This window comes from Burkholderia sp. KBS0801 (assembly GCF_005937855.2).
Lineage (GTDB): Bacteria > Pseudomonadota > Gammaproteobacteria > Burkholderiales > Burkholderiaceae > Burkholderia > Burkholderia ambifaria.
In genome coordinates, this window is the sequence record NZ_CP042179.1 from 245,289 (window position 1) to 258,388 (window position 13,100).

At 66.5% G+C, this 13,100-nt stretch carries 13 protein-coding genes; 8 read left to right on the forward strand and 5 right to left on the reverse strand.

The genetic code is table 11. The features are described 5' to 3' along the window. The first annotated feature begins 38 nt into the window (after positions 1-38). The 3 genes from FFI87_RS30575 to FFI87_RS30585 all read left to right on the forward strand — a co-directional run bounded on the left by FFI87_RS30575 (position 39) and on the right by FFI87_RS30585 (position 3,872). Positions 39-476: a tetratricopeptide repeat protein gene (locus FFI87_RS30575; protein WP_138850309.1), complete on the forward strand. Its 438-nt coding sequence runs from the start codon at positions 39-41 to the stop codon at positions 474-476. 105 nt (positions 477-581) lie between these two features. Then, positions 582-1,991 carry an HD domain-containing phosphohydrolase gene (locus tag FFI87_RS30580; protein WP_138850310.1) on the forward strand — a complete coding sequence of 470 codons (1,410 nt, stop codon included), beginning with the start codon at positions 582-584 and terminating at the stop codon, positions 1,989-1,991. Between the two features lie 78 nt (positions 1,992-2,069). Continuing rightward, a complete protein-coding gene (locus FFI87_RS30585) occupies positions 2,070-3,872 on the forward strand; it encodes a histidine kinase (protein ID WP_138850311.1) in 1,803 nt (600 codons plus the stop codon). 24 nt (positions 3,873-3,896) lie between these two features. Here FFI87_RS30585 and FFI87_RS30590 read toward each other — a convergent pair whose 3' ends face one another. The 5 genes from FFI87_RS30590 to FFI87_RS30610 form a co-directional block, all read right to left on the reverse strand. Beyond that, positions 3,897-4,973: a PHB depolymerase family esterase gene (locus tag FFI87_RS30590; RefSeq protein WP_138850312.1), complete on the reverse strand. Its 1,077-nt coding sequence runs from the start codon at positions 4,971-4,973 to the stop codon at positions 3,897-3,899. Positions 4,974-5,389: 416 nt separating this feature from the next. Continuing rightward, positions 5,390-5,773 carry a GtrA family protein gene (locus FFI87_RS30595; RefSeq protein WP_012372328.1) on the reverse strand — a complete coding sequence of 128 codons (384 nt, stop codon included), beginning with the start codon at positions 5,771-5,773 and terminating at the stop codon, positions 5,390-5,392. Between the two features lie 15 nt (positions 5,774-5,788). Then, complete coding sequence (locus FFI87_RS30600) at positions 5,789-6,832, reverse strand: glycosyltransferase family 2 protein (protein WP_012372329.1); 1,044 nt, start codon at positions 6,830-6,832, stop codon at positions 5,789-5,791. A gap of 23 nt (positions 6,833-6,855) precedes the next feature. Next, entirely contained in the window at positions 6,856-8,235 is a 1,380-nt protein-coding gene (locus FFI87_RS30605; protein ID WP_138850313.1) for a glycosyltransferase family 87 protein, read from the reverse strand. Then, positions 8,232-9,470: a glycosyltransferase family 87 protein gene (locus FFI87_RS30610; RefSeq protein WP_138850853.1), complete on the reverse strand. Its 1,239-nt coding sequence runs from the start codon at positions 9,468-9,470 to the stop codon at positions 8,232-8,234. The genes FFI87_RS30605 and FFI87_RS30610 overlap by 4 nt, the downstream gene beginning before the upstream one ends. Positions 9,471-10,180: 710 nt before the next feature. Here FFI87_RS30610 and FFI87_RS30615 point away from each other — a divergent pair. From FFI87_RS30615 to FFI87_RS30635, 5 genes are all read left to right on the forward strand, one after another. Then, positions 10,181-10,408: a hypothetical protein gene (locus FFI87_RS30615; RefSeq protein WP_138850314.1), complete on the forward strand. Its 228-nt coding sequence runs from the start codon at positions 10,181-10,183 to the stop codon at positions 10,406-10,408. A 99-nt stretch (positions 10,409-10,507) separates the two neighbouring features. Beyond that, complete coding sequence (locus tag FFI87_RS30620; protein ID WP_138850315.1) at positions 10,508-10,690, forward strand: Flp family type IVb pilin; 183 nt, start codon at positions 10,508-10,510, stop codon at positions 10,688-10,690. Positions 10,691-10,857: 167 nt separating this feature from the next. Next, positions 10,858-11,064 carry a Flp family type IVb pilin gene (locus FFI87_RS30625; RefSeq protein ID WP_138850316.1) on the forward strand — a complete coding sequence of 69 codons (207 nt, stop codon included), beginning with the start codon at positions 10,858-10,860 and terminating at the stop codon, positions 11,062-11,064. Positions 11,065-11,095: 31 nt separating this feature from the next. Continuing rightward, positions 11,096-11,638, forward strand: coding sequence for a prepilin peptidase (locus FFI87_RS30630; RefSeq protein ID WP_186381775.1), 543 nt, complete (start codon positions 11,096-11,098; stop codon positions 11,636-11,638). Positions 11,639-11,670: 32 nt separating this feature from the next. After that, the gene (locus FFI87_RS30635) at positions 11,671-13,071 is read left to right on the forward strand and encodes an ATP-binding protein (protein ID WP_138850317.1); all 1,401 of its coding nucleotides are present in this window, start codon (positions 11,671-11,673) and stop codon (positions 13,069-13,071) included. Positions 13,072-13,100 lie beyond the last annotated feature (29 nt).

Below are 13,100 nucleotides of genomic sequence, written 5' to 3' on the forward strand. Positions count from 1 at the left end.
TGCCACGGTGCATTCAATTCCGGAGAGAGGAGCTCGACATGGCAGAACTGGATGACGCGCTTTACGAGCGGATAGGCGCGCTGAGCGAGGCGGGCGATGCGTTGGTGGAAGACGGGGACTACGCAGGCGCGCTGGAAAAATACTGGCAAGCGTTCGCCCTGCTTCCCGAACCGAGGACCAACTGGGAGGCCGGAACCTGGTTGATGGCAGCCGTCGGCGACACGAATTTCCATCAAGGCGACTACGAGGCCGGACGCGACAATCTCGGCCATGCGATGCATTTCCCCGACGCGATCGGCAATCCGTTTCTGCATCTGAGGCTCGGTCAGTGCCAGTTCGAGCTCGGCAATCTCGACCGTGCCGCGGACGAGTTGATGCGTGCCTACATGGGTGGCGGCCCTGAGCTGTTCGAGGACGAGGACGACAAATACCTGCGGTTCCTGGGCACGCGGGCGGAAGGGATCAAGGCACCCTGATACGAACGTTCGCTCCGCGCGCGGATCAGCGTTTTCCCCGATGTGGAAGCGGCCGCCGAGGCCGATGTCACAGAGGTAGTGAAGACAATTGATCCGAGGCCAATTATGACGACATCCGCGATGAACGGAGCGAACGATGCACTACCCGAAACGATCGCCGAAGCCGCATCCGGCGACACCGCCGCCGCTGCGTCGATCCTGCTGGTCGACGATGAGCCGAGCGTGCTGTCCGCGCTCAAGCGCGTGTTGCGGCCCGCGCGCTACGGCGTCCTGACTGCCGACAGCGGCGAAGCGGCGCTCGAGATCCTGGCGTCGACCGAAGTCGACCTGATCGTGTCCGACATGCGGATGCCGAACATGAGCGGCGCGGCGTTTCTGTCGCGCGCCCGCTCGCTGTACCCGGACACGATGCGCATCCTGCTGACCGGCTATTCCGATATCGCGTCGATCGTGGAGGCCGTCAACGAAGGCGGCGTGTACCGCTACCTGAACAAGCCGTGGGACGACCACGACCTGCTGATGACGATCGAGCAGGCGCTCGAGCAGCGGCGCTTGCGCGCCGAAGCCGCGCGGCTCGCCGCTTTGACCGAAGCGCAAAACGAAACGCTGCGCCGCTTCAATACGGAACTCGAAACACAGGTGCGCGCGCGCACCGAGGAACTCGCGCAAACCGTGCTGTTCCTCGAAGCGGCGCAAGCCGACCTGAAAAGCAGTTTCACCGCGATGGTCCAGGTGTGCGCGAGCATGATCGAACTGCGTTGCGGGACTGCCGGCGGGCATGCGATGCGAGTCGGCGAGATCGCGCGGCATCTCGCGCTGTCGGCCGGGATGAGCAACCTGCACGCGCAGGACGTCTATTTCGCGGGGCTGCTGCACGGCATCGGCAAGCTGTCGCTGCCCGACGAGCTGCTGCACAAGCCGCTCGTGAAGATGACGACGGACGAACACAGCCTGTTCCAGCAGCATCCGCTGCGCGCGCAGATGGTGCTCACGCCGGTCGCGCAGTTGCACAAGGTCGCGTCGATCGTGCTGCACCAGTACGAGCGATACAACGGGCGCGGCACACCGGACGGCCTGACGGGCGACGCGATTCCGCTCGGCTCGCGGATCGTCGCGATCGCGCGCGACTTCGAAGGGCTGCGCAACGGCGAGATCGGTGCGCCGCATTCGGTCGAGCAGGCGATTGACGTGCTGCACTCGCAGGCCGGCGTGCGTTACGATCCGCTGCTCGTCGCGCGCTTCATCGAACTGATGCGGCATCCGGCGAGCCTCGGCATCGCGACGTCCGTCGCGGAGGTTCAGTCCGCGCAACTGCGCGAAGGGATGCAGCTCGCCGACGATCTGCGCACGCATCGCGGCGTGCTGCTGATGACGAAGGGCAGCGTGATGTCGGCGCACCAGATCGAGCTCGTGCGTCGCTTCGAGGCGCGCGAAGGGACATCGTTCGACATTCTCGTGCTGACCGGTGCCGGCGCGTCGAAACAGGCGCCGGCCGACGCGGCGCCGCCGGCCTGACGTCGCATACTGCACGCCCGCGGCGCGCGATCGTCCGTGCGCCGCGGCAACGCGTTCCGCTCGACCGAGGGTTCGATCATGCATGGCACCTACGATCCGCTGCTTGTCCTGCTGTCGCTCGTCATCGCGACGCTGGCCTCCTATACGGCGCTCGACCTGGCCGCGTTCATTTCGCTGCTCGACAACCCGAAGCTCAAGCGCGCATGGCTGGGCGGCGGCGCGGCCGCGATGGGCACCGGCATCTGGTCGATGCATTTCGTCGGCATGCTGGCGCTGTCGCTGCCGATCCCGCTCGGCTATGCGCTGCCGGATACCGTCGCGTCGCTCGTCATCGCGGTGCTCGTGTCGTATTTCGCGCTGAACATCGTCACGCGTGCACGGTTGAGCCGCCGGCGCCTGCTCGCGGGCGGCGCGCTGATGGGCGCCGGGATCGTCGGGATGCATTACACGGGGATGGCCGCAATGCGCATGGCGCCGGGCATTCGCTACGATCCCGTGCTGTTCGCGGCGTCGATCGGCATCGCGGTGATCGCGTCGACCGCCGCGCTCTGGATGGCGCAGGCGCTGCGCGTGCAACAGGCGCGCCATGCGACCGCGCTGCGCATCGGGGCGGCGCTGATCATGGGCATCGCCATCACGGGCATGCACTACACGGCGATGGCGGCCGCGCATTTCGCGCTGGATGCGCGATGCGGCGCGGCGAACGGGATCGATGGGCCGTGGCTTGCGACGACGATCGCGCTGTTCACGACGGCGACGCTGATCGTCACGCTGCTGGTGTCCCGTTTCGATGCGCGGACAACCTTTCTGCGCGGGATGACGGATACGCTCGAGCGGCTGGTGCGCGTGCGGACCGCGGAACTCGAAACGGCGTTGCGACGCTACGAGCAGACGACGGCGATGCTGCAGCGCACCCGCGAAAACATGGCGACCGAGATCGACGAGCGCAAGGCGGCGCAGATCCGGCTCGAGCAGGAGAAGGACGAACAGCGACGCCTGCTGCGCGCGCTCGAGGAAACGCACGTGCAGCTGCTGCAGTCGGAAAAACTCGCATCGATCGGCCAGCTCGCGGCCGGCGTCGCACACGAGATCAACAATCCGGTCGGCTTCATCAGCGCGAACCTCAACACGCTGAAGACGTGGGTGCGCAGCCTGCTCGACGTGATCGCCGCGCACGAGGCCGCGCTGCCGCAGCTGGAACCCGCCCAACGCGACGCGCTGGCCGCGATGGGGCGCGCCGCCGATCTGGACTACGTGCGCGACGAGATCGCGACGCTGATCGACGAGTCGATCGACGGCGCGCTGCGGGTGCGGCGGATCGTGCAGGACCTGCGTGACTTCTCGCGGCCGGGCAGCGGAGAATGGTGCGTCGCCGACATCCACGCGGGCCTCGAGAGCACGCTCAACGTCGTCCACAACGAACTCAAGTACAAGGCCGACATCGTGCGCGAGTACGGTGACCTGCCGCCCGTCGAATGCCTGCCGTCGCAATTGAACCAGGTGTTCATGAACCTGCTCGTCAACGCGGCGCACGCGATTCCCGAGCGCGGCGTGATCACGATCCGTACGTCGAGCGACGACGAACAGGTGTCGATCGCGATCAGCGACACCGGCACCGGCATGACGCCCGACATCGTGCGGCGGATCTTCGATCCGTTCTTCACGACGAAGCCGGTCGGGCAGGGCACGGGGCTCGGCTTGTCGGTGTCGCACGGCATCGTCGAGCGCCACCGCGGCGCAATCGACGTGACGAGCGAGCCGGGGCGCGGTACCACCTTCCGCATTCGGCTGCCGATCCGGCGCGCAGAGACGAGCGCGAGCGCGAGCGAGAGCGAGAGCGAGAGCATGAGCGAGACGGCGGCAGTCGGGCAGCGCGCGTGAGCGCGGGACGGGGCGTCGTCGCCGCTACCGCTTGTGCCGCCGCCTTCGAAAGAAATTCCAGAACATCGCGGTGGCGTCCGGCCCCGTCGCGGAGTGGAACGCTTCACGCGGATCGCCGCCGCTCCACGCGTGTGCGAGGCGGCGCACGATGCAGACACGGACGATCACCCGGCCGCCGCGCAGATAGTCCGTGTAATCCGCGTCGTCATGCACGTAGGTGTGCCGCTCGCCGACGCGCAGTTCACCGTGTTCGTCGACGAGCCGATTGATCCGCGCGAACGCGACGCCGAGCTGCAGCGCGTTCTGTTCGGCGACGACCGTGTCGAGCCCGCCATGCATGACGAGCGCGGGCATGCCCGGATACGCGCGCACGTCGACGCATGCGTCGACCACGTGTATCGGGTCGTCGCGCAGGCCGCGGCGCATCAGGCTCATCGCGGCCATCGTCGACAACGGCGGCGCGATGGCCGGGCCGGAATGCAGGCCGACGGCCGCGAACAGCTCGGGATACGCGATCGCCAGTTGCGCGGCCAGCCCGGCGCCGGCCGACATGCCGGCCAGATAGATCCGGTCGCGGTCGAACCCGCGCTCCTGCACGATCGCGTCGATCAGCGACGCGACCGACGGAAGCTCCGATTGCGACGCATCGCCATGCCAGTTCCAGCAGCGATGCGCGTGCGCGGTCTTCGCCTGTTCGGGGAACAGCACGGCAAACCCGGCACGCTCCGCGACGCGGCATATGCGCGTGCCCGCGGCGAACGACTCGGCGGTCTGCTTGCAGCCGTGCAGCATGACGACGACCGGCATGCTCGTGGTCGTTACCGGGGCGGCGGGCAGGTACAGCGCGTACGCCAGATGGTTGACGAGGCGGCCGGCGGTCGGGCGCGCGGAATGAAACGAACGCAGCCAGGTGCCCGGTGCGTGGCGCGGCGACGGATGGGCGGCCGGCGCCGGCGCGCGGGTGCGGCGCGGGGTCCGTACAGTGGCGGCGCGTTTGGCCGACGCCGCCGGTTTGGCTGTCTTGCGTTTCGGTCGCGTGCTCGTCGCGGCGGAAAACAGGTCGAATGGCCGTAGCCAGAGGCTGGTTTTTTTCCTGGGCATGGACGAATCTCGTGCCGGCGGCGCGCGCCACAGCTTGCGGCGCGGCCGGCCGTCGGATGGAAGTCGAATGCGGGCAGAGCACGATTCGTGCTTGCGGGAAGGGGCCGCGTCGCAGCGGTCGCGCAGGGCCGAACACGAAGGCGGGTGGCGAAGTAAATGCCATGCCATGCGACATCATTACAGCCAGGTCGCGATTCAGACGGGCCACCCGGCATGCTAGCAGGCGCCGCTCGAATCGGGTGCGATGGTTTCGTGACGGATCGATGAATGCTTCGACCCTGTCGTGGGGCTGGGCATCGGTGCCGCCGTGCCGCGCGAGGTTTTCGCGGCAGCGATCGACGATACCGTTTCGTCCGGACTGACGAAGCGCAGTGGGATATCCCGCGCGCCTATCCCGGCTGTCGCCACCGTAAATCTTACCGATACGTCCACACCCGATGCATCACGAACATCGTCGGCGGGATCAGCAGCGCGATCGCGACGATGGCCCAGCCGCGCGGCACGTCGAGCAGTTCGGCGGCGCGCGCGAGCAGCATCGTTTCGACGAATCCGGCCAGCGCGACCGTCAGATAGCGCACCAGATTGCGCGACTGCACCGTCGACGAGAAGCTCCACAGCGTATTCGCGAGATACGAGAACGCCGTCGCGCATACGAACGCGACGGCGTTCGCGAACACCTGCGTCGCATCGAACAGCGCATACATCGCGGATGCGACCAGCACGTGCAGCGCGGTCGAGCAAAGCCCGGACAGGCCGAAGCGCGCGAGTCGCACGCGCTCCGCGCAGAGCAGTTCGAACATCGCGATCTCCGCCGGTCAGCGCGAGCCGACCCGCACGCGGGCCGGCTGGACGCGGCGGCGTGCGGCCGTGCGGCGCGCATCGCGCGCGACCGGCAGCTCGATCACCTTGGCGTGCGCCTCGTAGCGGCGACGAATCAGATAGACGGGACGTTGCTTCGACTCGTCGTAGATGCGCCCGATATACTCGCCGACCACGCCGATGCCGATGAGCTCGATCCCGCCGATGAACAGCGTGACCGACAGCAGCGACGCGTAGCCGAGCACCGGGTTGCCGAACAGCAGCGTACGACCCACGATGAACGCGCCGTACAGGAAGGAGAGCGCGGCGATGCCCAGGCCGATATAGGTCCAGCTGCGCAGCGGCACGGTGCTGAAGCTCGTGATCCCCTCGAGCGCGAAGTTCCACAGCTTCCATCCGGAGAACTTCGAGTGCCCGGCGCTGCGCGCTTCGCGCTGGTACTCGATGATCACGGTCCGGTAGCCGACCCATGCGAACAGCCCCTTCATGAAGCGATGCCGCTCCGGCAGGCTGCGCAGCGCGTTCACGACCTTGCGATCCATCAGCCGGAAATCGCCGACGTTCTCCGGCAGCTTCACGTCCGATAGCAGGTTGTGGACGCGGTAGTAGATCGAGGCGGCGGTGCGCTTCGCGAACGAATCGCAGGCGCGGTTGCTGCGCTTCGCGGCGACGACTTCCACCCCGTCGCGCCAGTGCTCGAGCATCACCGGAATCAGGCTCGGCGGATCCTGCAGGTCGGCGTCGAGCGGGATCACGGCGTCGCCGGCGGCTTCGTCGAGGCCGGCCGTCAGCGCCGCTTCCTTGCCGAAGTTGCGCGTGAGATCGATGACGCGCACGCGGCGGTCGCTCATGCTGATCCGGATGAGGCGTTCGAGCGTGTCGTCGCGGCTGCCGTCGTTGACGCAGACGATCTCGAAGCGGATCGCGTCGAGGCCGGCCATCAACGGAATCACGACGTCGAAGAAGCGTTCGACGGCTTCGCCTTCGTTGTAGAACGGCACGACCAGCGAGACGAGTGGTGTGTAGAGTGATTCGCGCATGATGGTTCCCCTGTAGTCACGTGTCAGCGATCGGCGCGGAAGCTCGCGCGGCCGATGCGGCGCAGTCCGTGCGCCGGGCGGTGATGCGATCGGACCGGATGCGTGAAACCGGTCTCGGTCGAGTGGTCGCGCGCGTCGGGCATCGACGGTGCGTCGTGTCTTTCCTGTGCAATCCGGGCGACGAGCAGCGCCAGCGATGCGAGCGTGACGAGCGGCATGAACTGGAACGACAGGTGCGGCACGACCAGCAGGCCGGCGAGCGGCATCACCCACATCAGCAGCAGCCATTCACGATCGAAGCGCCGCCAGCCGTGCGTCCACGCATAGCGTGCGTACCAGGCGATCACGAGGCCGTACCAGGTCAGGTCGTAGTCGTACAGATAAGGGCTGACGATCAGGCACGCGCACGCGAGGGTCGCCGCGCGCAGCGCATACGAACACGCGCCGCGCCACGCGTACACGACGGCGATCGCGGCGGTCGCGGCCGACAGCAACTGCAGCACGCGCGCGACGGCGGCGGGCCAGCCGGCCATCGTGGCGAGTGCGAACACGGTCGGCATGCGTGCGAGCTTGGCGTGGCCGGCGCCGACGATCTGGTATGCGGCGTGCAAGCCGTGCGCGAATGCGACCCAGGCGTCGAAGCCGAACATCAGTGTCGACAGCGCGAAGCCGCTGGCGATCGTCGCGACCCATGCGGCCAGCGCACGCCATTGTCCGGCGCACAGCAGCGCGAGCGGGAACAGGATCGCCATCTGCGGCTTCATCGTCAGCAAACCGAAGCAGATGCCGGCGATGACGGGGCGGCGGTTCAGCGTGAGCAGCCCGACGCCGGCGAGCGTCGCGGTGAGCAGGCTTGTCTGCCCGACGATCACTGCGAGAAACGCGCCGGGGAACGCGAGCGCGCAGAGCAGCGCGCCCTCGCGCTGTACGGTTGCGCGGATCGTCGTCACGAACAGCGCGTAGGTGGCGCCCAGCCACAGCACCAGCGCGAACATGTACGGCAGCCAGCCGAGCGGCAGCACGAACATCAGCATCGTGGGCGGGTAGAGCCACGGCAGCGAGCCGTTCCTGGCGTTCATCAGCGGGAGCGCGACCTTCTCGACATCGAACAGCGACGGCAGGTTCCACGCGTTGATCCCGAGGCCGTGCGCGGCGAGCCACGCGGCGCCCCAGATCGGCGCGACATCCTGTGCCAGGGGTTCAGGCAGGGATGTTTGCGACCAATGTACGCGCGCGAGATACACGAACATGAACAGCAGTTCGGCAAACAATACCGCTGCCGCATAGAGGCGCACCCGATCACGATTGAGCCAATGCGGGAAACGGCGCGGGCCGGCGATCGGCAGTTCGGGATGGGCGTCGACCGCCGAACCGACGTGCAGGAGGGAGAGCGGCGACTTCATTGTGCGCTCCGCGGCGCAAGGCTTGCGCGACGCACGACGACGAACAGGACGGCGAGCAGCACGACCGGGCCGATCTGCGGCAGCTTCGAGATCCGGTTGAACACCTCGAATACCGGCAGCAGCCACGCGAGCACGATCACGATCTGATCTCCCGGCAGCCAGCCGTCTTCCAGGCCGTGAGCGATCACGCAGAACACCGCGATGCCGAGCCACGCCAGTTCGTAACTCCACAGATAGGGTGTCGTCAACAGCGCGGCGACCGCCAGCGCCGCGCCGCACAGCCGCATGTCGGTCGTGCGGCGCCAGACATGGACCGCGGCTGCGATGGCGAGCAGTCCGACGGCGGCTTGCGCGGCGAGCGCGATCGGAATCGATGCACCCGCGAGCCGCAGCGCCGCGAACGTCGTCGGTGAAACGAACCAGTAGGCAGGCAGGGTGAAATGCATGCCGCGCACGATCGACATCGCGTGGGCCAGGCCGGTCAGCGAGCTGATTCCGGTCAGCGCGATGCCGGCCACCACGAACAGCGTGGTCGTGAGCGCCGCCGCCGCGAAGGTGCGCCATGCACGCGCCGCGATCAGCACGAACGGAAACACCATCGCCATCTGCGGCTTGATGGCGAGCAGCCCAATCAGCACGCCGGCGACGATCGGGCGCGGGCCGACGAAATGCAGCGCGAGCGCGGCGATACCGGCGGTCAGGATGCTGTTCTGCCCATACAGCACGGACGCGAACACGCCGGAATAGGCGAGCACGACGAGCGCGGCGGCGCGTGGAACGGGCAGGTGCGCACGCAGGCCCGACAGTCGCAGAACGGCGTACGCATAGCATAAAAGACTGCCCGCAAAAAAGAGGAAATACGCGGGCAGGAAAGGCACGAGGGCAATCGGCGCGACGAACAGCAGCATCGTCGGCGGATAGAGCCAGGGCAGCGATTGGTGACCCAGATAGGCCCCGAACCGTGCTACCTCGGCATGGGAGAAGAAGACCGGATCGTAGATCGCGGCGGCATGGCCTTGCAGCACGAGTTGCGATGCGGTCCAGAAGACGGCGAAGTCGACGCCCGGCCGGGCCGCGGTCTGCGACGTGAAGGTATTCGTGACGGCGCCCCAGGTGATCAGGAAGCCAACACAGAGCATCAGCATGATGCAGCTGTACGGAATGATCCTGTCCGCTGTCAGCCATTGAGCACAGCGTTTGGCGCGATAGCGCACTCCATGATTGGCTGTGTACATGATGCCCCGTCTGCAGTGAAGGCCGCCTGGTGTGCCGCAGCCTTTTTGTGTTGTCGTGTATCCGGAGCGAATCGCATTCAATGGCGCTGTCCGGTGAATGCATTGTTGGAGAAAAAATCGCGTGACGCAAACCGCGGGTGAATCGTGAAATATCGATTGGGCGGAGACACGGCTGAAAACCGGGTTTTTGCGTCTGAAAAACCCGCGCCGGCGCAAATGATGTTTCTCGCTTGAAACATTCCGGGTTTTTGGCCGGTCCGGCACGTCGTGGAACCGGCGTCGGGAGAGCGGCCCCGCGGATTCGGGAAAGTCCCGAGAAAATTTTTTGGTGCCTTGCACAGCGCGGCGGCGCTCACGCCGGCACGTCACGGCGTCCGGCACGTGTATATCAAATCTGAAACATTTCGCGCATCGGGCCGAAGCCCCACTGGTGGGCGAATCGCCCGAACCCTTGCTGCGCCTAGATTTCTTTCCGGCTGGCCTGCTCTTTGCGTCAAGGTCCGCACGACAGTCGACGATGTGACGAATGACCGGTTCAAGCAACGGACTCACCGAACCGGACTGAATCACCTGCGGAAAGCAACGGATCGAGGGCGCGTCGGGGAATACGCCGCCCAGGCCTTGAAAACCGCCGGAAACGTCGACCGAGCGAATAGGCGACGGCATCGTCCGCGCAACAAGAATCACATGACAGCGTTTGGGGAATAAAAATGAAAGACCGGAGCACGCCGCGGCTTGCATGCCGCGAAGAAAACCTGCAGCAACATCGACGCGTCAGCGTCGTCCTCTCGATCCGTATTCATGCCCGGGGCGGCCGTTTCGCCGTTCTGCTCGATCGCGCCATTCGCCTGATCGCAGCGCGCATGTACATCACTCGCATCAGCTCACCGACGATCGTTCCCGCGGCCAGGCTCTTACCCTGCCGTGTGCGTCGCTGAGCGCCGCATCCGAATTCATTTGTTGTGCCGGTAGTACCCCGCTCCCTGCGTCGATCCCCGACAACGGGATTTTCATAGTAATGCGAAAGGAGAAGAGCCATGTTCAAGTTCATCCAGAAGGTCCGCGGTTTCGTCCAAGACGAACAAGGCGTGACGGCCATCGAATACGGCCTGATCGCCGCGCTGATCGCAGTCACCCTCGTTGCAGCACTGACGTTGGTCGGCAAAGACCTCAACGACGTCTTCAACTTGATTGCAGACGACCTCAACTCGGCGCTCTGAATGACGGGGCGGCGAACGGTGGATCCGGCCCGTTCGTCGCCAATCCGTCGCGCGCGCAGGGCCGGACGCAACACCAACGGATGTCGGATGGAATGAACGGCGGATGGCTCGGCCGGTGCAGTGCTCGAGCCTCCCCCGCTCCTTGATCGACCGAATCGGAGGCCGCCATGCGGGCCAGGGAACGCGCGGTATCGGTATTGCGATGGATCGGCGACGACCAGGGCGTGACGTCGATCGAGTATGCGTTGATCGGGGCGCTGTTCGCCACCCTCGTCCTGGCAAGCGTAATGACGCTGGGAGGCTCGCTTGACGACACGTACAACATGATCGCGTCGGTCGTGACCGATGCAGTCAATACCGCACTGGGTCAGTGATCCCTGACATTACGTTCAATCGAGGTCCGCCATGTTGTTGCCTGCCCCGCTGCCTTACCCGGTTCCGTTGTGCGTGACGCTGCTCGCGATCGTCGCGGCCAGCACCGACATCACGAGCCGACGCATTCCGAACCGGCTCGTCGCGCTCGGTCTGGTCGGCGCGCTGATCGCACAGTGCGCGCTGCACGGGATCCAGGCAGGTGCGCTTGCGTGGCTGGCGGGCGCGGCGACCGGCTTCGGGCTGCTGCTGCCGTTCTATCTGCTGCGCGGAATGGCTGCAGGCGACGTGAAGCTGATGCTCGCGATCGGCGCATGGGTCGGCGCGCAGATGACGTTCTACATCGTGCTGGCCACCTTTCTGGTCGGCGGGATCGGCGCGATCGGCTTTGCGCTGCTGCGCGGACGCATGCGCCAGATGTGCGCGAACGTCTGGACGCTGATCGCGCGCAGCTCGACCGGCGCGTATGCAGGGGCAACCGACGGCCCCGTGGAAGTCGCGTCGGTTGGCGCGTTGCCGTATGGCGTGGCGATTGCCGCCGGCACGCTGGGCATGCTGTTCGTTTCGTCTGTATAGCGTGACGAACCCGCAACGAGGATGAAACGCACATGAACACGATCCCCACCGAACCGAAACGCGACGCGCAGGTTGCACACCTGCCGTATCCGCCGCCGTCGCGGGAGGTGCATGCGAAACCGGTCGCGCTGCTGCCGCCGGCGCCGCGCTCGCTCGAGGAAACCGGCTTGACCCAGGCGTTCGTCGCAGGGCTCGTGCTGAAGTCGACGCTGGTGCTCGGTCGCCCGTCGTACGGTGTCCTGATCGAGCGCCACTGCCTGCCGCTCGCGGTGCTCGATGATGTCTTCGCGTTCCTGGTGCGCGAGCATCTGGTCGAACTGACCCATCGCGGCAAGACCGACCTCGACGTGACGTTCCGCCTGACCGACGCGGGCCGCGTGCTCGCGCTCGAAGAGCGTGCGCGCAGCAGCTACAGCGGCCCCGCGCCGGTGACGCTCGACGCGTATCTCGACTGCGTGTCCGACCATTCGGTGCGCAAGCTGCGCGTGTCCCAGAACGACGTGTGGGCCGTATTCGAAGGCGTCGTCATGGACACGGCGGTCCTCGATTCGGCGGCCGCCGCGCTCAACGCCGGCCGTCCGCTGCTGATCCACGGCCCCGCCGGCAGCGGCAAGACCTTCCTCGCGGAGCGCCTCGGCGCGCTGATGGGTGGCCACGTGCCGGTGCCGCACGCCATTTACGCTGCCGGCGAAGTAATCCAGATCTACGACCCGATCGTGCATGTCGATGCGGCGTCGCAAGCCGACGGCCAATCGGCCGACCGCCGCTGGCGTCTGTGCGAGCGGCCCGTCGTGATGTCCGGCGGCGAGCTGACGCTCGACGAGCTCGACTTGCGCCGCGACGAAGGAGCGGGCTTCTATCAGGCGCCGCCGCACATGAAGGCGAACATGGGCATGTACATCGTCGACGATCTCGGCCGCCAGCGCGTCGAGCCGCGCGACCTGCTCAACCGCTGGCTGCGCCCGCTCGACCGCGGCGTCGATTTCCTGACGCTCGAATCCGGCAATCGTCTCGTGCTGCCGTTCGACGTCTGGCCGGTGTTCTCGAGCAACCTGGCACCGGAGCAGTTCGCCGACGACGCGTTCCTGCGCCGGCTCGGCTCCAAGCTTCACGTCGGCGCGATGTCGATCGACCACTACCGTGCGCTGTTCGATGCCGCATGCGTGTCGCTCGGGCTGGTGCCAGCGCAGGACGCATTCGACTATCTGCTGCACCGGCTGCACCTGCCGAGCGGCAAGGCCTATCTCGCATGCTTCCCGATGGATCTGCTGCGCCTCGTCGCCGCCGGCGCGCGGTATCGCGGCGATCCGCCCGAAGTGACGCACGACGCGCTGTACGACGCATGGGCCAGCTATTTCGGCACGGTGCCGGAGCGCGACGGCGGGCATCCGCCGCCTGTCGATCACGGCGGGCGCACGTACATAACCGGTTGAGCCGTTTCTTTCACGATTCGTTGAGGAGC